Source organism: Spirochaetota bacterium (genome assembly GCA_017999915.1).
In the GTDB taxonomy this organism is placed as follows: domain Bacteria; phylum Spirochaetota; class UBA4802; order UBA4802; family UBA5550; genus RBG-16-49-21.
In genome coordinates this window covers 63,143-82,510 of record JAGNKX010000019.1, presented here as the reverse complement: position 1 = coordinate 82,510, position 19,368 = coordinate 63,143, and the positions used below count along the sequence as shown (strand labels likewise).

The following is a 19,368-nucleotide window of genomic DNA, read 5'->3' as shown; positions in this document are numbered from 1 at the left end:
CGTTTTCAGGAGTTCCCTTATAATTTTTTTTGTCAAATCATTATCATGCCGATAATAACAGGACCCACAGGTAAACAAAAACAAACAGATGAACCGGGTGCACATCATGAAACAAACGCTTTATTTCCTGCTGATATCACTTCTCGCGGTCACGCCGCTCCGGCTTGCGGCAGCGGCGGCGGAAACAAAAACCGAGGCGAAGCCGGGGACCGCAGCCAAAACGGCCGAGAATAAAGCAGCGCCCGGGAAATCCGCGGCCAAGGACGCAAAAGAAACATCGAAACAAAACGACAAGGCCGCCCCAAAAAAAGCCGAAGAGGACCCGAAGCAAAAAGAGGAAAAGAAGGCCCAATGGATAGAACAGACCCTTGACTATGGCATCCAGGAGGAACGCCTGACCGCGGTAAACGGCATACAGCAGATCAAGGACCCCGCGATCCGGGCAAGGCTCGTCAAGAAACTACTCGATGTGGTGAAAGACGAGGAGGAGCCGGAGCTCCTGGTAAAAACCATTACCGTTCTGGGCGAGATGAAAGAAACCTCCGCCATACCCATCATGACAGCAAAGCTCGATCACCGCTCCGAGGACGTGTGCGTCGCGGCGATATACGCCCTCAAGAAAACAAAGGCGATGACCGCGAAGGAAAAGCTGATCCAGAAGCTCAAGTCCCGCGACCTGGGCAAGAACTCCAACCTGACCAGCGCCCTGATCCAGACGCTGGGTGAATTCAAGGCCGTCGAGACGGTTCCCTTTGCGCGGGAATCCATTGAAAGCCCCAAGACCAACATGGCGATCAAGGAAGAGCTGGTGATCTTCCTCGGCAAGGCCCAGTCGCAGGATTCGAAAGGGGTCCTCCTTAAAATATTCAAGGATGAAGATGAAAACGTCACCCTGAGGGCCTTTGCCGTCAATTCCCTGGCCAAGATCGGGGCGAAGGACGCGGCGCCCGACATTAAGGACGTCATAAAAACCATCGACTCCTACGAGCTGAAAAAACGAAAAAAGTACTACACCCTGTACCTCTATTCCATCGCAGCCCTGGCGACCCTGGGCGACCCGGACGCGATACCGAAATTGATAAACGCCCTCAGGCACAACAGCTCCCAGGTGCGGCTCAAGGCAATCAGCCTGATAAAAGATTTCAAGGACAAAAGAACTATTGACATTTTAAAATACAAAATGAAAAATGATCAGAGCGCGAAGGTGCAGTCGGCGGCTAGGAAGGCCCTCAAGGAAATGGGGGTTGACGTGGGCGAAGACCCCAATGAAGCGAAAAAAGACGTGAAAAAAGACGCAGCCAAAACAGACGATAAAAAGCGGAACGACACGAACAAGAAAAAATAACCCTGGCGCCTCCGGCAGGCCCCCGCACGGATCGTGCGGCCCCGGAGCCGCGGCGGTCATTGGAACGATCAGGTACACCCATGTACAACGGCAATCTCTATGAAAAAATGAAGCTCCGCGACCGGTTCAAGGATATATCGACCCTCGCACTATTCACCCTGGCGGTTGCCGTCATATCGGTGGTCATCATGAACCTCCTGATCTACCCCATCACCATCTTCGCGGTGAATAACAAGAGCGCCTTCAACTTCATCGTCAAGGACCTTTCCATTTTCGGGATTGCGGCCATCTTGATCATTATCCTCGGCCTGAAGATCCACCGCCTCAGGAAAGAGGGCCTGGCGGTCCGCGAGATCGTCACGTACCTGGCGCGCAAACCCCTTTACTATATTTCGATATTCTTCTTTTTTATCGTCACCTCCTCGGTGCTGATATTTCTGCTCTATATTCTGCTCAGCAACAATTACTATCTACTTTATAAATTGACCAATAATTAAAAGCGATGCCCCTCAGCAATTTCGACAAATATTTCCTGAACCTCCCCCCCCTGGATAAAAAGAGCGACTTTGACCAGTTCTGGGAGAAATCCATCGCCGAGATCAGGAAGATCCCCCTGGAGACGGAGCTGGTCAAGAACGGCCGCAAATCGACGCACCGCTTCGCCTGCTATGATGTCACCTACAAGGGGTTCACCAAAACGGCCATAACAGGCGAGCTCCTGATACCCCGGGGCACGCTCAAGCCGAAAGTCATCCTCCATGTCCACGACTACAATAGCGAGGTCCGGTACCAGCAGCAGAACCTGGATGAATCAGCGGCGTATTTCTTCATGACCCTCCGGGGGCATTCGGATATCATCAGGCCGGCCGACTCCGAGGAAGAACCCTCGTCTCCCGGTTACATGGTGGAAAACATTCTCGATCGCGACACCTATTACGTGAAGGCCGTATACCTCGATCTCTACCGCTCTATCGACATGCTGCGCCTGGTGCCGGACATCAACTGCAGCTCCATCGGCGTCATCGGCAAGGGCTTCGGGGCGGCCGCCGCGATCTTCACCGCCGCCTTTTCCGACCGTGTCACGGCCCTGGTCATGGAAACGCCCGCCTTCTGCCATCTCTCCATGAGCCAGAATATCTCTGAAAGCGACGCGACCAATGAAATAAACGAATTTATCGCCACGCTGAAGGCCAAGAAAAAGCAGGTCAAGGATAACCTCACCTATTTTGACGCGATTAACTTTGCGGATAAAATATCATGCCCGGTACTGACCACGGTCGGCTTCAAGGACACCCTGTCGCCGCCGGAATGCGTCTTCAGCCTCTTCAACCATATCCGGAGCGAAAAGGTTATCGAGGTCTATCCGGAAGAAGGAAACAGCGCCGGCGGAGACGCCCAGTTCAAGAAGTCGATCCAGTGGGTGGCCGGCCGGATAAACCAGGCGTGAAGATGATTTTGCGGCAAGCCGGGGTGACAGAGATCATCAATACTGCAGCAGGTACTTCATTTTGTTCTTAAAAAGCTCCATAATCTTCTCACGGCTGGGGAAATCCTTTATCATGATAATGACGAAAACGGCATAGGATCCGGCATTCGCCCAGTAATAAGGGTATTGATACATGACCTTATTGGTTACCGCCATAAAACAGACCAACAGTCCGAAAAAAACAGCCATTTCAAGGATAGCCGTCCGGATGATCTGTGCCGTGCGGATAACGGCCAGGTAACAGTATGCGTAATTGCTTTTATCATCGGGATTCATGCGCCCCATCATCGCCTCAATTCTCTCCTCACCGAGGAGCCGCCTGTAGAGAAAACCGGACAGGAACAGCGCCGCCGCGAAGAGGGCGCCATGGACCAGGGACAACCTGTTTATGAAGTCTACCGCTTGTTCGTCCGCGGTGACGTTTCCGGGGCCCTGCAGGAAGATGAATACGACAACGGCCAAAAAAAACGAGGCTCCCATGATGATGCTGAAATAGAGTATTTGCGATACCCGGAGATAGCTCTGGGTCAGCGCCGCTTGGATATCTGGCATGGTAACTTTTTTTAACATCACATCCTCCTTTTTTTAAACCCGTGTTTCTGCTGGCAACATCATTCTCTCTCTATACCGCCCGCATGTCGCATATGTGATACTTACCGGGTTTCAGATACCGCCTCAAGCCCACTGAGATCGACAAGATCGATAAATTTTTGAATGAATAAAAAATCATTCGACCCATCGGCATGAATCGAAAGGAGAAACCGTCCGCCGACTATCCAGGAAACCATTGCGCGTTTTGTTTCGGGTCCTGAATCCTTGTTGTTACGGATACCCTTGTATTTTCCCTTGACCGTTACCGCTTCATCGTTCTTCGAGCGCGGTGCAATCTGCCTGTCGATCGAATCCCGATACAGCAGGCCGTCCATGATGGAAATGCTGACCGAGATGATTTCCGCCTTTCCCTTTTGGTTTGACGGCATCTTGATATACTGGACCATGGCCGATGTCATGCGGCCAACCGGTGACATGGCGTCAAACACGATACGGGAAAAACCATCGACATCGGCCTTCGGCAGAAAAGATACGAGTTTTGCCGAATCAAGGGGGTCACCCGCATGAAGACCCGTCGATATAAAGATCAAAGTAAAAAGAATCGCCATTTTTTTCATATATTCCTTCCCATTACAACAAATCATTGCCTACAGGATAAAACATTGCAAGAATAAAACAAGATTTCCTGTGACGGCTGCTGTAAACTTGAATTTTTTTTACCGGGGAGTAACCATAACCCTTTCGCCATGTCAAACTCCGTGACCCGATGGAGCCGCAGCCCCATGATGTCGATGTCAAGGCGCTCCTCAGGATCTGTGTCCTTTACAACGTACCCACGGCATGCAACCGCACCACGGCGGACTACCCGATATCATCTTCGCTTTTAAACGAAGAATACACGCCGATCCAGACCGATTTCACTTACTATACGACGAAAAAGGCGGGCGGGATATGATCCGCTCCTCCCCGCCAGGGAACGCCGGCGCCTCGTGCCGACCGCCATCCGCTCCCGGCCCTGCCCTGTCTCCTTTATAAAAAGTATTGGACAGTGACCGCGAACAATTCCATGATTAATCTAAATTCTCATAGAAACGCGAGAGGAATTTCATGGAAAAGAAAGCGTTAATCTTGAAAACTGTATCCGGAGCCGCGAGTATTTTCCTCGCCCTTTATTTCCTCTACGCTTCCTTCACCATCATGCCGGAAACGGACAGATGGTGGAAAGAGAACTCCATCAGAACAAGCGGTCTTGTCCTCAGGCTGCGGGAAACCTACAGGAACAAGGCGTATTGCCATTATCCCGTCATTGAGTTTACTGCCGAAAACGGCAAGAAGTACAGTTTCTCCCCCTACGACTGCTATTCCCGGGACGCTTATAGGATCGGCCAGCAGGTGGCGATCAGGTACAGCAGAAAAGACCCTGCCAGTGCATATATTGATTCCGAAACACATGATAGGGCGACCTATATCGCGGTATATTTTCTATGCGGAATCATGGCAACCGCCGGGGTTCTGCTGATTGCATCCGCTATAAAAACGCATGAAAAACGATCGGCATGAACCGTTATCGGAGATAACATCCATGGACTCTGCAATAAAAATCGCCAGGGCTGCTTTCATCACAGCCTGCGGCCTTCTGAATTTTATTTACACCACCATAGCGAGTATGGTTGTATTTGAAAACATATTTGAAAAATCGGGCATTTTCAAAAACAGGCTGGCCGATCCGGTTTCAATTCTCTCCCCTGTTCCCGTCCGTGACGGCTTCATTCATGCTTCAATCGGCAACGGCCTGTTGATACCGCTCTATGTCATACTGGGGATAATCGGCCTTCTCAGCGCTCTCATGTTTCTCTATTACCTGATTGAAATCCCGAAGCTGATCGCCCTTTTTTACAAGAAACGGCTGGGAGGCTTCCTCTTCATAGACAGGAAGAGGACCATACATTTTTTTATCGTGATGGCCCTTCCCCTGGTGAATTTTTTATACCTGCGCCTGTTCAGCCCGAGCCAGCTAAGAGGCGAACTGATCGAAAGCATGATACTCTGCACGATCACCCATCCGGGAATTCTCATACTGCTCATTTTCATAAAATCATTCAAGGACAGGGCGGCCGGTCCCGGCGAAAAATTCAGGTTTTTTAAAATAATTGCCGCCAATTCGGTAAGAACTTCCATCCTCGTGGTTGCGATCGCCTATATCATCCCGCCATACCTGCTCTATTATCATTATGAAACAGGCCTGATCTGGGTGGGAGTATTCCATTTTTTCCTGATTTCAGCGGCATATTCCAATTATCGCTTCTACAGGGAAAACTTCATTGAAATGATCACGGAAATGGGATCCGAAAACGTGAACAATCAACCTGATCTGGTACAGTAACCGGGCATGGCTCTCCCGGTATGATGCCATCCATACACTGTTCCTGCCCGCATAAAAATGGCATCCGGATCATTGCCAGGCCGATCTATAAGGGTATCAGCAGGCATATCTTCCCGGGAAAAATACCGGCATTCCTGGATATCGAATTCCAATATTTTTTTTGATTATCCGCCTTTGCAGATGTACAATAATAATAATTCATCTCTGTTACAAATCAAAACTGGACTTACGGGAGGTGTCTTATGAGAAAATTCAATATCTTCGGCATCCTTATTCTTTCATGCATTATGCTCATGTGCGCATCGGGTTCCTCCATACGGTCGGAACAGCCATCATCGCCGAATCTCAAGAACTACAAGAAAATCTACATCGGATGGCTCGATCTTGGCGAAGGGAACTGGAAAAAATACGGGTTCAGGTCACAGGGGGAATGGTCGAAAGCGATCAGGGATTTGAATGTCAACGCCCTGCAGGAATACTGCCGATCCGATCTGTCAAGAAGGACGGTCTCCGGGTCCCGGGGCGCCGACGCACCGGCAAAAACCGACCTGTACATCAAGCTGCATCTTAAAAAACATGAAATCGGATCGGGCTTAAACCGCATCCAGTATCTCTACCTGGACGTGCGGTATATCGATATGGCCACCGGGCAGAACAAGTATTACGCGGACGTGATCATCGACACGTCCGGATTCGGCTTCGGCAATTACACCATGGAGGGGCAACTGAATTACGGCATGACGAACCTGGCGAAATTCATCGGGTCGAAGTTTTAGCTTTCGGGGAGAGGATTTTCTTACGCCGTCTCTTCGATGATATAGGGCACGAAGGTGGCCTCGCCGATATCCTCCTCCATGACGACGCCGTCCCGCTTGACGATGAACTTCTTGATGCGGTGGCCACGCCGGTTGCCGACAGGAATGACGAGCCTGCCGCCGGGATTGATCTTGCCGAAGAGCGAGACCGGGAGGATATCCGCTCCGGCGGCGACGATGACCGCGTCGAACATCCCCTCCGCCTCGTTGAAGTCGCCGGAGCGCAGGAAGGTGATGTTCCGGTACCCGAGGCCGAAGAGGACGCCCCGGGCGCGGTTGAAGAGCTCCTCGATGCGCTCCATGGTCACCAGGGAGCCGGCAAGCCTGGAGATGACGGCCGACTGGTATCCGGAGCCGGTGCCGATCTCGAGGACCCGCTCGTCGCCGGTAAGGCCCAGGGCCTGTACCATCCGGGCGATGACCGACGGCTTCGATATGGTCTGGCCGTTGCCGATGGGCAGGGAAATGTCGTCGTAGGCGTGGAAGCGGAGCGCCTCGGACACGAAGAGGTGCCGGGGCACCGACGCCATCGTCTCCAGCACCGAGCTTGATGATATTCCCTTTTTTCTGAGGTCCGCGATCAGACCCTGCTTGATATATTGCATACGGCTAACCCGCTCCTATGGCGTAAAGTATCCGCTCCACTCGACGCCCTTCTGCCCCTTGTGGCTCACCTCTATCTTCACGTCGGACCACCACCCGGCAAAAGACCTGAGCTTGAAGGTCGGATAGACCAGCACGTACCGGTACTCCTCCGAATTCTTGATCCGCCCGTAGATCGACCGGAGGCCGTCCAGGTCCCTGGGCCTGAACACGGCCCCGCCCGTTTCCGTCGCTATGCTCCGGAGGGTCTCGTGGGGCTCCTTGAAGGATACGATATAGACAGGTATGTAATGGGACCTGGCAAAGCGGATGACGTTGGTCGCGGTGTAATTACTGAATGAGTTCTCGTCCACGGCGCCGTCGGTGACCAGGACCACGCCGCGGCGGTTCAGCCTCGGCACGAGGTCGCCGATGGCGTTATAAAGGGCCTTGCCGATGTTTTTTCCCTCGCCGTATTCCCGCTCCTTCAGGGCCCTGAGGGCCCGCCGCCTGCTCCAATCGAACTGGTTGCCGATCCATGACTCCCTGTTGAAATTAAGGACTTCCAGGGAATCATTCTTTCTCATCTTCTGGAGTATGAACTCCGCGGTCCAGGGCAGGTCGCCATGGTGATCCTCGGCCCTGGTGGAGCGATCGACGCAAAGGGCTATCGACACCGAGGGGGCCAGGCGCTTCAGGTAATCCGTGTACAGGTTTGTTATGAGGGCGCTGTCCTCGGTTACCGTGAAATTGGCCTTATCGAGACCGTAGAGGGGGCTCCCGTCCCTGTTGCGCACGTTGACGTAAAAAGCGACGACGGGGAAGCTTCCCAGGTCCACGGAGGTTATTTCAAGGCTTACGTTGGAATACTGCTTGTGTGACGGCGAGAAGAGAACCACCGCCTGTTTGTTGTAATCAAGGCAATAGAGGTAACCGTCACGGTCAGAGGCGGCGGCCATCAGCCGCGACACGCCGCTTCCCTTTTCGCCGGCACTGAAGGGCGTTGATGCCCCGTTCGAGGGATTGAACCAGACGAGGCCCTTCTTTTCGTCGGATACCATGAGGGAGCTCCCGGACTTCAGGATGCCCCGGGGCGCGTCAACGCCGTCGATCGATATGTTTTCTATAAAATTGCCGGAATCATCGAAGCAGGCGATGCGGCGGTTCCCGGTGTCGGTGACATAGACCCTGTCACGGTACGCGGCCACGTCGGTGGGCCTGGAAAGCTCGCCCTCGTACTCACCCTTCTTTCCGAACTGGAGTATGAATTTCCCGGTGTCATCGAACTTCTGCACACGGCTGTTGCCCGAATCCACTACGTAGATCTCGCCCCTGCCGTTGAAGCAGAGGCCCTCGGGCCCGTGGAACTGGCCCTCGCCGTTGCCGCTCTCGCCGAAGCGGCCCTGGACATCGCCGCTCCGGTCCATGAGCAGGACCCGGTCCCTCCTGAAATCGGCGACGGCGATCTTGCCGGCCCGGTAATCGATGCCGTAGAGCCTGCTGTCTAGGGAGGTACGAATGGAAAAAACGCCCTTGCCGTTCGAATCGATCTTCACCAGGGAACCGTCGCTGAAGGACGTGATATAAATATTCTTCTCGTTATCCACCGCGATATCTACGGGATTGTGAAACCGGAACCGGTTGTAATCGGAAGATTTATAGGTTTCGAACAAAACATATTCCGGGCTGTCGTCCGGCCTGGCCAGCATGGTGTCCTGAAAACGAAGGTTTTCGATCTTGCTGGTCACCGCGACGTTGTCGGGGGACAGGTCGGAGAGGCTCTCCCACTCCTTCAGGGCGGAATCGGTGAAGCCTGCCAGCTTATAGGCCCTGGCCAGGTGGTCCCTCGCGGTATAGTAGTCCGGATATTCCTTCACCGCCTTGCGAAAGTATTCCGTCGCGGCCAGGTAGCGCATCCTGTTGAAGTGGACGGTGCCCTGGCGGAAATACTTCTTGGCGATCTCGAACTTTACCATGTCCGCCATTTCGGAAAAAGCCAGGGGCGGATACAGGCAGATGCAGAGGCATACCAGGATGACCGCACGGATATTCTTAATGTTGTAGCGTTTCAAGAATGACATTCGAGTTATTAATTGGACCGGGGTCCTTTCTCCGACGCAGGGCCCGATAATCTTCTTTCAACGTTATTATCGTCCGATTTATGTCCCAAAAACCGCAAAATTTGCCATGCCTTGTCATTTATCAAGGAAGACAATTCTTGTGGAACCATAGCAGGAAATGCGACATAATGCAAGTTTTTTTTATGATAAATGCGTGAAACAGTGCAGGGCATGAACGCCCGGCAAATAAGCAATCCCCCTGCATTATTATCGACGCAGGGGGATTGTATTCCGGCAAAGAACGATATATTCAAACGATGATTTAACTGTTACATCCCGGTTATTGGACTTTATCAGCAATGATATAGGCCAGGTTATAGACGCAATTATTGATCCTGCCTTCGAAGCCCCAGCCCGAGATGTCCGAGGTCGATTTGGAATATACGCTTATTCGCATCTGATTCAGCTCTTTTCCCGTCTTTCCATCAATAAAATGCATTGTCATATCCAGTGTGTCTGAGCCGGCAAAGGTGCCCCACATGACCTTGGCGGCGGAGCTTGTCCTCTGCACATATTCAACCTCGCTGAACCTTATGACAAGGCCGTCCTTCTTAGGCGCATCGTTCCGGGAAGCGGCGAAAGACACTTCCTTCTTCGAAAGGGCCTTTTTGAAATAATCCGGCATGGCGTTCCTGTTCACATGGTTGATCGTTTCAACCCACTGTGCCTGGCTTTCATAATCATAGGTTTTCCATCTTTCGGGGCCCAGATCGAGCCAGCCGACGCTTACTGCACGATATTTTTTTAGATCCTCACCCGGCTGGGTTTCTTTGATAATACCGTACTTCGGACCGCAGCCATATACAAAAAATATCCCCATAAACAGCAACAATGCTTTTTTCATGTGCCTCTCCCTACCAAGTAATTATTGATTATATGTGAAAATTTATTGAAAACATAGCTATAAAAATATAACAAGCATTTTTCGGTCCCCATAATCAAATCGACGTATTTCCGCTTCGTCACGCGAGGCCGGTAATTACAATATTTTCTTGACTCTATAAAATTCGCTCAGTATTATTACTTAAACGACATAAATAACCTGACAGGAAGGACGGATATGGTTTCAATCAAATGGGCGCCCATGGCGTGTCTTCTCATATGCTTCTCGGCAGTCGGCTGCGTGAAGGAAAAAAAGGAAACCGCGCCTGTCAGGCTGTCAGACAAGCTCGGGATGGTCAGCCTCAACCGGCCGGGCGCCGAAGTGCCGGTCGACACGGTCCTGAAAAACGGGGACCGCCTCATCACCGGGGAAAAATCGATGGCAACGGTGCTCCTGCCGGACAGCTCGACCATACGGATATTCGAAAAATCGGAATTCACGATAATCAGGATGGAGAGCGCCGGGGACGAGGGCGGCGCCGACACCCGGCTGGCCGTCGATAAGGGCAGGAGCATGTTCGTCATAGAAAAGCTCGCCAAGGGCGGGAAACTGAGCGTTAAAACGCCGACCGCGGTCGCGGCCGTGCGGGGAACGACCTTTACCGTCGAGGTCAGGGATAAAAACTCGGTCACCGACCTGAAGGTGGTGCGCGGCTCAGTCTACATCGAGGCGAAGGACGAGGCGCAGGTAAACAGCCTGGTCAAGGAAGGGGAGATGATCGCCCTTTCAAGCAGCGCCGTTGTCGAAGAGAAAAAACCGATACCGGAAAATAAGCTGAAAGAGCTGAAAGAGGAAGAAAAGGCCTTCATCAAAGACGCCAATGAGCCGGCGCAAGAAGAAAAGAAAGAAGCCGCCGACAAGGCCAAATCGGCGCCGCCGGTGCTGAAAACCGAAGCGGCGATCAAAGAATACTACCACAAGCTTGAAGAAGTGAGCATGGACGATGGGACCATCCTCGTCGGCGCGGTCATTTTCCAGAACGCGGCTGTGGCGAAAATACACACAGCCAGCGGCATCATACAGGTGCCCACCGGCAGCATAAAAACCATACGGATGAGGTGACCCGGGAAGGGCGATTCGCCGCGCCCTTCCGGCGCACGGTCTCCACACGCCTCACTTGTATTTCATTTCGCTGATCTTATCTTTCTCAATGGTGATCGTGTTATACTTTGTTTTCACCGTCACGGTCGTTCGGGTCTGGGAGAGTATCTTCCCCACGATCTGGCTTCCGTCGTTGAGCAGGATGACCTGGCTTGCTTCCTCGGCGCCGGCCTTTTCGTCCTCTTTTTTATCGGGCTTGACAGCGGCCTTGCCGCCGAGGAGCTCCAGCATTTCCACCATGTTATGTTTTTCCGCTATCGTAAAGGCGGTCTCGCCCTGCCGGTTCTCGGCCTTCTTGTCGGCGCCGTGTCTCAGGAGGAGGCGCACGATCCCGTTGTAGTTGTAAGTGACCGCGATGACTAGGGGCGTGCTGTCCTTCAGGATGGAACCGTAATCGTACATCGACCGCGCGTTGACATTGGCCTTGTGCTCGACCATGTATTTCACGATGTCGTAATAGTTGTAGTACGTCGCCCACATGATCGGCGTCCACCCCCACCGGTCCACCACGTTGATATCGGCGCCGTTCTCCACCCATGATTTCACGCCCTCAAGGTCGCCGCGGGTGGCTGACCTCGTCAGGGAGCCGCATCCGGCAAACAACGACACGACAATGACAATGGCGACGGAACAGACGATGATTTTATTTTTCATGGCAACACTCCCTTTGAATAATCGTATATCTTATAGATGACGAACCCAAAACCGGCCGGTGACCGGCTCTATTTTTTCGAAGCTCAAAGGTAGTCCATATAAAATATTAAAACAAGCGTTTTTTCAAGAAATGCGTCATTAAAATAATGGTAACAGTATAATTTTAGGGGGGCATGAAAAAGTTTCCGTCAGTCCAGGAGAATGACGCTGCCTCCGTGCCTGATGGCCTCATAGACCTTTTTCTCGCCGAAGGCGAGGATATTCTCCATCGCCTTCCGCGAAGCGGCGGCGTCTCCGCCGGTGAGCGCCCTGAAGAGCTTCATGTTCAGTTTCAGGGAGGCTTCCGGAACGCCCTTGATGGAGTAGAAAAACTCCGTGAAAAAGGAGTAGACCGGCTTGAAGGATTGAAAAACAAGGCGGCTTATGATGTTCCCCGAGATCCCGATGATCGCGCAATGAAAATCAAAGTCACATTCGGCAAGGACCGCGATGTCCCGGAGGTGGGACCTTTTTTGCTCGAGGTTGTTCCTCAGGTACTCCGCTTCATCATCCGTGATCCTAAGGGCGGCCTCCGCGGCGGCCGTGGTTTCGGTGATGAGCCTGAAATTCAGCAGGGACTCGAGGGTTTGCCTGTCAATGGCCTGCCTGACGCGGAGGACCTGCACGAGGGTGTCGAGGGTGTCGTATCTGAAAAAGTCCCTGACATAGGTACCGCTCTGGGGATGGGTCTCGACGAACCCCCCCTGGGCAAGCACCGCGATGGCCTCGCGCACCGCGAAGCGGCTCGCCCCGTATTTCTGCGACAGCTCCCGCTCGGAGGGGAGCCTGCTGCCGATCGGGTATGCCTCGCGGATGATATCGGACCGCATATCGTTTAAAATCCTGCCGGGAAGTCCTGTTTTCATGGCACCCATCCTCGTTCCGTTCATGGCCGCTTCGGCCTTAAGCCCATTCAGCGCCCCTGCGACGCGCTGGCAAGTAAAATTCTTGACATCTGGTTATACCAATTAATTAATTGGTATAACCAGTTAAACAAAACGCAGGAGGAATTGCAATGAAAATTACACGAATCGAGCTCTACCATGTTTCAATCCCCCTCAGGGAGACCTTCTGGCCCACCTGGATCCCGGGCTACCCCCAGACCCACAACAGGTTCACCCTGATCAAGCTCGTGACGGATGACGGCATCGAAGGATACGGCGCCGGGTCCGCCATGGGCACGGAGCGGGAAGGCCTCGGCGATCTCCTGGGAGGCTACCTGATGGGCGCGGACCCCACCGATATCGGCAGGGTGCAGGACCTCCTGAAGCAGGCGGGTATCCTGGGGTGGAGGAACTTCTGGATAGAGCCGGCCTGCTGGGACATCATCGGCAAGAAGGAAGGAAAGCCGGTGTACGAGCTCCTCGGCGGCAGGGCGCGGCCGGTGGAAGTGTACTGCTCCACCGGGGAGATGCACGATCCGGACAAGCGGGCCGAGGAGATCATGGCGATACGGGAAATGGGATACCGCTGCGCCAAGCTGCGGGTCAAGAGCGTCGAGCTGAAAGACGACATCCGGCAGATCGAGACCGTCAGGAAAAAAATCGGGAAGGACTTCAGTCTTGGTGTCGACGCCAACCAGGGGTGGCTTGTCACGATCGTGGACAAGGTCCCCGCTTGGGACCTGGCCCGTGCGAAAAAGTTCGCCGACGCCTGCCACCGGAACGGGATCGATTGGCTGGAGGAGCCCCTGGATTCGCGGGATTACAGCGGCAACGCGGCCCTGAAAAAATATTCAAAGGTGAAGATATCCGGCGCGGAGCTGAACTATGGCTGGGACGAGATAAAGATCATGTTCGAGAAGGATTGCTTTCACATCTACCAGCCCGACGCCACCTTCGCCGGCGGCATAGCCCAGGTGAAGAAGGTCATAGACATGTGCCACGAGAAAAAGCGGTACTACACGCCCCACACCTGGACCAACGGCATCGGCTTTTACGTCAATTGGAACATGGTCCTCGCCGACAGGGATAACTCCCTGCCGCTGGAATATCCCTACGAGCCGCCCTCATGGATTCCGGAGTTCAGGGAAGGCATCATCGACCCGATCATCCCGGACAAGAATGCCATGCTCCAGCCCTTCACAAAACCGGGGCTCGGGTTCACCATAGACAAGGCTATGCTCCGAAAATACGGCAAGCGGTTCTTCAAGCTCACTGAAACGGGCCTCAAGATCAAGGTCATCCGCGACAAGGGGCTTAAAACGGCCCTGGAGCTGAAGAAGAGAAAGGGATAGAAGTAGTGTGGTAACCCGGGGTAACCAGGGGCTTAAACCCCTGGTTAAGCCCTGACTACCGCGGCGCTTTCTGTTTCAGGGTCTTCTTGAGGAACTGCCCGGTGTAGGACTCCTTCACGCGCACGATATCCTCCGGCGTGCCGGCGGCGACAACGGTGCCGCCGTCGTCTCCCCCCTCCGGCCCCAGGTCGATTATCCAGTCGGCGGTCTTGATGACGTCCAGGTTGTGCTCGATCACTATCACCGTGTTCCCCTTGTCCACCAGCGACTGGAGCACGTCGATGAGACGCTGTATATCGGCGAAATGAAGTCCCGTGGTGGGCTCATCAAGGAGGTAGATGGTGCGTCCCGTGGCGCGCTTGGAAAGCTCCGCCGAAAGCTTGACCCGCTGGGCCTCGCCGCCCGACAGGGTCGTGGCGGGCTGGCCCAGCTTGATGTAGCCGAGGCCCACGCGGTTCAGCGTGTCGAGCTTCCCGCGGATCGCCGGCACCGCGCTGAAGAACTCGAGGGCCTCCTCCACGGTCATCTCCAGGACCTCGTAGATGTTCTTTCCCTTGTAGCGCACCTCCAGGGTCTCGTGGTTGTAGCGCCTTCCCTTGCACACGTCGCAGGTGATGTACACGTCGGGCAGGAAATGCATCTCGATCTTGATGACGCCGTCGCCGAAGCACGACTCGCACCGCCCCCCGGAAACATTGAAGGAGAAGCGCCCCGGCTGGTAGCCCCGCAGCTTCGAGTCGGGCAGCTTCGCGAAAAGGTCGCGTATCGGCGTGAACAGCCCCGTGTAGGTCGCGGGATTGGACCGCGGCGTCCGCCCGATGGGGGACTGGTCGATGTCGATCACCTTGTCGATCTTCTCGATGCCGACGAATTTGTCGAATTTTCCCGGGTGCTCCTTGGATTTCATTACCAGCGACGACAGTGCCTTGAAAAGGATATCGATCACCAGTGTCGACTTCCCCGACCCGGACACGCCGGTCACGGCGCAGAGGACCCCCAGTGGGAACTTCACGCTGATGTTTTTAAGATTGTTCTCCTTCACGCCCTGGATCTCGATATGATCCGCCGCCTCGCGGCGCGACGCCGGGACCGGGATGAAGCTCTCACCGGCCAGGTATCGCCCGGTGAGGGATTTCTTGTCGGCCTCGATCTCGGCCGGGGTCCCCAGGGCCACCACGTAGCCGCCATGAAGTCCGGCGCCGGGCCCCAGGTCCACCACGTAGTCCGCCTCGCGGATGGTGTCCTCGTCGTGCTCCACCACGATGACCGTGTTTCCCAGGTCGCGGAGGCGCTTCAACGTGGCCAGGAGCTTCCGGTTGTCGCGCTGGTGGAGGCCGATGCTCGGCTCGTCCAGAACGTAGAGGACGCCGGTGAGGCTCGACCCGATCTGGGTGGCCAGGCGTATGCGCTGCGACTCCCCGCCGGAGAGTGTTCCGGCCGCCCGGTCCAGGGTGATGTAGTCGATCCCCACGTCGGTGAGGAACTTGAGGCGCACCCTGATCTCCTTCATGATCTGCTCCGCGATCTTCTTCTCCGTGTCCGTGAGGTCCAGGTCCTGGAAGAGGCGCCAGGCGTCGCCGATGGACCGGCCCGTGACCTGGTCTATGGTGTGCCCCGCCACCCTCACGGCGAGGCTCTCCGGCCTGAGCCGCTTCCCGCCGCACTCGCCGCAGAGGGTGTTGGACATGTAGCTCTCCATCCAGATGCGCATGTCCTCGGACTTGGTCTCCATGTAGCGGCGGTGGAGGTTCGGGATGACGCCCTCGAAGGCCCGGGTGAAGCGGTACTCCGCGTTCTCGCGCTTCACCTGGTAATCGATTTTCTTGCCCTCGGACCCGTAGAGGATGATGTCCTTGATCTTTTTCGGGAGCTTCTTCCAGGGCGTGTGGGCGTCAAAGCCGAAATTCTTCTCGAGGTTCTTGATCTGCTCCAGGTACCAGTAGCTGGTGGTCTTGCCCCAGACCTCCAGGACGCCGTCGTAGAGGGAGAGGTCCGGGTCGGAGACGATGAGATCGGGGTCGAACTGCATGATATAGCCCAGGCCGCCGCAGGCCGGGCAGGCGCCGTAGGGGCTGTTGAAAGAGAACATCCGCGGCGAAAGCTCCGGCATGGATATGCCGCATTCGGTGCAGGATAGCTTCGACGAGAAAAGGCGCTCGGTCTCGCCGGCGCCGCCGGTCAGGACGGTCACGAGGCCCTCTCCGATCTCCATGGCCGTCTCGACCGATTCGGCCAGGCGCGGCCGCACCCCGTCCTTGATCACGATGCGGTCCACGATGACGTCCAGGGAGTGCTTCTTGTTCTTGTCGAGCCTGATCTCCTCCTCGAGCTCCCGCACCTGTCCGTCGACGCGGACCCTCACGAAGCCCTTTTTCCGGGCCTGCTCGAGCTTGTCCGCGTGTTCGCCCTTGCGGCCCCGCACCAGGGGCGCCAGGACCTGCACCTTCGTCCCGGCCCCGTAGGTCATCAGGTTCTCAACGATCTGGTCAAGGGACTGGGAGGATATCTTCCTGCCGCACCGGTGGCAGTGGGGCACGCCGACGCGGGCGTACAGGAGCCTGAAGTAGTCGTATATCTCGGTGACCGTGCCCACGGTGGACCGCGGGTTGCGGTGCGTCGTCTTCTGTTCGATGGATATGGCCGGGGAAAGGCCGTCGATGTAGTCCACGTCGGGCTTTTCCATCAGCCCGAGGAACTGCCGCGCGTACGAGGAAAGCGACTCCACGTAGCGGCGCTGTCCTTCCGCGTAAATGGTGTCAAAGGCAAGTGAGGATTTTCCGGAACCGGAGAGGCCCGTCAGGACAACAAGCTTGTCCCGCGGGATTTCCAGTGATATGTTCTTGAGATTGTGCTCGCGCGCTCCCTTGATAACAATGGACCGGCTGCTCATATCATATAAGGGTGACGTTCATGGAGCCGCACATCGGGCAGATGACATCGGGCTCTTCGTCTTCGATAACGTTCTTCTTTTTAATTACGATATCATCCCAGCGGTAATCGCATTCCTCGCAGGCATAGCTCACGGTGACCTTCTTGGTGTCGTCATCGTCAAATCCGACCTCTTCGAGCTCCTCGTCGCCATCTCCCTTGGCTTCTTCTTCCGCCTCTTCGTCGACGATACGGCCCTCTCCTTCCTCATCCTCGATGAGATCGGACTCATCCGCTAGTTCTTCCTCTTCGTAATGCTCTTCGTAATAGTCGTCTTCGTACACTTCATCATCGTAATCTTTTTCATGGAAGTCCTTGGCCATAACCCCACCCTGCTTTCACAAATAGTAAATTCAGCGCCTTCGGAATACCGGCGGGTTTCGCCGGTCAGGTCGATGTTCTGCAATGCTTTTTATTAAAATAACACTTTTTTCAAGTAGCGTAAATATGTGAATCAGAAAATATCACCCCTTTTTTTTGTCAAAAAATATTCTTTTTTTTTTATAAATTAATCCAAACACCGACGGACCGGGAAAAGTGGATATTTTTCCTCTTGATGAGGCGGGGTCAGAGCAACATATTTTTCGCTTAATGGCTTTTTATTGCGGAGTTGGAACGGCTTTGGCACGGAAGTACTTGTTTACCTGCATTTTTCACCGATATCCCTCATCCCGCCTCCCCTCGACGTCGCTCACTTCGACAAAGCTCAGTGCAAGCGGGACAAGCGATGCGCACAAAGCGGCAGGATGTAGCGCATGCAGCATCGTACACGGATGTACAAGATGCTGCCTCCCATTAGGCTCTGAAAAAAGGAGAGGGCTCCCCTGCAAACACTCCCCCTCGCCTTACTTCATTTCTTAATGGGAGAGGGGCCAGGGGGTGAGGGGCCGTGATACATATCCGCCCTACTGCACGATCCTGTCATCGACATTGAGATCGATGCTTTCATCTTTGGGGATATCATCTTGCCGCGGCAGCTCCCCGACGGCGGAAACGATAATATCCCAGACGCCCCAGTTGCCGGAAGAGGCGCCATATTCCACAAAACGCAATTCCACGGCGCCGCGCGCTGAAATAGTCTGGGGTATATCAACAAAATAATAGGAATCGCCGATGTCCGAAGGGCGGACGACGCTGATACAGCGGGAATCCATGTTTCGGGCGGAGGCAAAAATCTTCAGCTGGGACACGGGGCGTTTCTCTCCCGGTGTGAACCTGACGAAATCGATCCACAGACGGTATCTTCCATCACGGGACATTCCATTGATGGTGATGGTCGACCCGTAGGGGCCCACATAGGCCGCCGTATCGTCCACAACGGGCTCCCGGTCATTCATGAGATCCAGGCCCTTCGAAGCGGCCCATTCCTTTATGGTGCGCCCATTGAAGGGCATGCGCCAATCCTTCATGAAAGCATTATAACGACCGGAGCAGGGATTTATCACCAGCAGATAGGGCTTCTCCTGATCGTATGCCGTAAAGGGCGCAAAAATCAGCAGGATTAATATCGGGTATGATAGGCGGCTTTTCCGCCCGTAAGGAAACATCTCTCTCAATCGCGCCATGTGATGATAAAAAGGAGGCGAAAGCCTCCTTTTTAGTTAGTTGCTATTTGATAAGCCTCATAACGGCATCGGGCCTCAGGGACGATATGCTCTCGATGTTCGTCATCCCCGCCCTGGTGAAGATCGAATCCACGTTGGACACAATATTCTTCAGCCGATCCTGGCCGACCAGGTCCGAGGCAGTAATATTATCGAGCTCCACCTGAAGCTTTTTCAGCCTGGTAATATCCTCGCTTATGAGCTTGTTGGCGCTCTCCATCTTCGCGTTCAGCTGCGGCTCCGACAAAGCCTCGCCCACGAAGCTCCGGAGGACCGTGGCCCCCTCGAAGGTTACGTTATTGAGGATGTTCTGCTGCTGCGGCGCGCCTTTCTGCAGATCGGTCCTGAGCTGATCAATGCCCTCACGGACGATCTGGTTCCGCGTAAGTGACGATTGCACCTCGCGGAATTCCGTTTCCATGGCGTCAAGGCGCGTGTTGATCCGGCCCCCTATGGTAACCGAATCGGTCTTGACGTCGCTTCGTTTTTTGTTGGGATTGTTTTCTTCCAGTTCCTTCTGGCTGTTGATCTTTTGGGCTGTCCCAAGGATCCCATCAATGGATACTTTCATTTCACACCTTCCTTTGTGTTGATACAGGCTATCATGAGCCCGGGTAGTTGCCTTTGCTAAATTCTGGCG

At 54.4% G+C, this 19,368-nt stretch carries 19 protein-coding genes and 1 pseudogene; 9 read left to right on the top strand and 11 right to left on the bottom strand.

Annotated elements, in window-relative coordinates:
- Positions 1-106: 106 nt before the first annotated feature.
- Genes KA369_21750 through KA369_21740 form a run of 3 tightly spaced genes read left to right on the top strand, consistent with a single transcriptional unit; the run spans position 107 to position 2,792 of the window.
- A complete protein-coding gene (locus tag KA369_21750; GenBank protein MBP7738614.1) occupies positions 107-1,345 on the top strand; it encodes a HEAT repeat domain-containing protein in 1,239 nt (412 codons plus the stop codon).
- 59 nt (positions 1,346-1,404) lie between these two features.
- A complete protein-coding gene (locus tag KA369_21745; protein ID MBP7738613.1) occupies positions 1,405-1,842 on the top strand; it encodes a hypothetical protein in 438 nt (145 codons plus the stop codon).
- Positions 1,843-1,847: 5 nt separating this feature from the next.
- On the top strand, positions 1,848-2,792 hold the full coding sequence (locus KA369_21740; GenBank protein MBP7738612.1) for an acetylxylan esterase: 945 nt from the start codon (positions 1,848-1,850) through the stop codon (positions 2,790-2,792).
- Between the two features lie 36 nt (positions 2,793-2,828).
- Here KA369_21740 and KA369_21735 read toward each other — a convergent pair whose 3' ends face one another.
- Both KA369_21735 and KA369_21730 read right to left on the bottom strand, forming a co-directional pair.
- Positions 2,829-3,401, bottom strand: a complete 573-nt coding sequence (locus KA369_21735) for a hypothetical protein (protein ID MBP7738611.1) — start codon at positions 3,399-3,401, stop codon at positions 2,829-2,831.
- An 83-nt stretch (positions 3,402-3,484) separates the two neighbouring features.
- Positions 3,485-4,000, bottom strand: coding sequence for a hypothetical protein (locus KA369_21730; GenBank protein ID MBP7738610.1), 516 nt, complete (start codon positions 3,998-4,000; stop codon positions 3,485-3,487).
- 143 nt (positions 4,001-4,143) lie between these two features.
- Here KA369_21730 and KA369_21725 point away from each other — a divergent pair.
- The 4 genes and pseudogenes from KA369_21725 (at position 4,144) to KA369_21710 (ending at position 6,542) form a co-directional block, all read left to right on the top strand.
- Positions 4,144-4,338, top strand: a pseudogene (locus tag KA369_21725) (methylglyoxal synthase).
- 152 nt (positions 4,339-4,490) lie between these two features.
- Positions 4,491-4,943: a DUF3592 domain-containing protein gene (locus KA369_21720; GenBank protein MBP7738609.1), complete on the top strand. Its 453-nt coding sequence runs from the start codon at positions 4,491-4,493 to the stop codon at positions 4,941-4,943.
- 22 nt (positions 4,944-4,965) lie between these two features.
- Positions 4,966-5,766: a hypothetical protein gene (locus KA369_21715; GenBank protein MBP7738608.1), complete on the top strand. Its 801-nt coding sequence runs from the start codon at positions 4,966-4,968 to the stop codon at positions 5,764-5,766.
- A gap of 242 nt (positions 5,767-6,008) precedes the next feature.
- A complete protein-coding gene (locus KA369_21710) occupies positions 6,009-6,542 on the top strand; it encodes a hypothetical protein (protein MBP7738607.1) in 534 nt (177 codons plus the stop codon).
- A 20-nt stretch (positions 6,543-6,562) separates the two neighbouring features.
- Here the strand turns inward: KA369_21710 and KA369_21705 are convergent, their stop codons facing one another.
- The 3 genes from KA369_21705 to KA369_21695 form a co-directional block, all read right to left on the bottom strand.
- Positions 6,563-7,186, bottom strand: coding sequence for a protein-L-isoaspartate(D-aspartate) O-methyltransferase (locus tag KA369_21705; GenBank protein MBP7738606.1), 624 nt, complete (start codon positions 7,184-7,186; stop codon positions 6,563-6,565).
- A 15-nt stretch (positions 7,187-7,201) separates the two neighbouring features.
- Entirely contained in the window at positions 7,202-9,235 is a 2,034-nt protein-coding gene (locus KA369_21700; GenBank protein MBP7738605.1) for a hypothetical protein, read from the bottom strand.
- Between the two features lie 328 nt (positions 9,236-9,563).
- Positions 9,564-10,127: a DUF4410 domain-containing protein gene (locus KA369_21695; protein MBP7738604.1), complete on the bottom strand. Its 564-nt coding sequence runs from the start codon at positions 10,125-10,127 to the stop codon at positions 9,564-9,566.
- A gap of 216 nt (positions 10,128-10,343) precedes the next feature.
- Between KA369_21695 and KA369_21690 the strand changes: the two genes are divergently transcribed.
- Positions 10,344-11,228 carry a FecR domain-containing protein gene (locus KA369_21690; protein MBP7738603.1) on the top strand — a complete coding sequence of 295 codons (885 nt, stop codon included), beginning with the start codon at positions 10,344-10,346 and terminating at the stop codon, positions 11,226-11,228.
- Between the two features lie 51 nt (positions 11,229-11,279).
- Here KA369_21690 and KA369_21685 read toward each other — a convergent pair whose 3' ends face one another.
- Complete coding sequence (locus KA369_21685) at positions 11,280-11,921, bottom strand: ankyrin repeat domain-containing protein (protein MBP7738602.1); 642 nt, start codon at positions 11,919-11,921, stop codon at positions 11,280-11,282.
- A 188-nt stretch (positions 11,922-12,109) separates the two neighbouring features.
- Positions 12,110-12,826: a FadR family transcriptional regulator gene (locus KA369_21680; protein MBP7738601.1), complete on the bottom strand. Its 717-nt coding sequence runs from the start codon at positions 12,824-12,826 to the stop codon at positions 12,110-12,112.
- A 149-nt stretch (positions 12,827-12,975) separates the two neighbouring features.
- Here KA369_21680 and KA369_21675 point away from each other — a divergent pair, with 149 nt between their 5' ends.
- Positions 12,976-14,196 (top strand): mandelate racemase/muconate lactonizing enzyme family protein, encoded by a 1,221-nt coding sequence (locus KA369_21675; GenBank protein ID MBP7738600.1) that lies wholly within the window; start codon positions 12,976-12,978, stop codon positions 14,194-14,196.
- A 55-nt stretch (positions 14,197-14,251) separates the two neighbouring features.
- On the opposite strand, the gene uvrA is transcribed toward KA369_21675, so the two are convergent.
- The 4 genes from uvrA to KA369_21655 form a co-directional block, all read right to left on the bottom strand.
- The gene (gene uvrA / locus KA369_21670) at positions 14,252-17,086 is read right to left on the bottom strand and encodes an excinuclease ABC subunit UvrA (GenBank protein MBP7738599.1); all 2,835 of its coding nucleotides are present in this window, start codon (positions 17,084-17,086) and stop codon (positions 14,252-14,254) included.
- 1 nt (position 17,087) lies between these two features.
- On the bottom strand, positions 17,088-17,315 hold the full coding sequence (locus KA369_21665; GenBank protein MBP7738598.1) for a hypothetical protein: 228 nt from the start codon (positions 17,313-17,315) through the stop codon (positions 17,088-17,090).
- A gap of 714 nt (positions 17,316-18,029) precedes the next feature.
- Entirely contained in the window at positions 18,030-18,533 is a 504-nt protein-coding gene (locus tag KA369_21660) for a hypothetical protein (protein ID MBP7738597.1), read from the bottom strand.
- A gap of 199 nt (positions 18,534-18,732) precedes the next feature.
- On the bottom strand, positions 18,733-19,299 hold the full coding sequence (locus KA369_21655) for a hypothetical protein (protein ID MBP7738596.1): 567 nt from the start codon (positions 19,297-19,299) through the stop codon (positions 18,733-18,735).
- Positions 19,300-19,368: the final 69 nt, after the last annotated feature.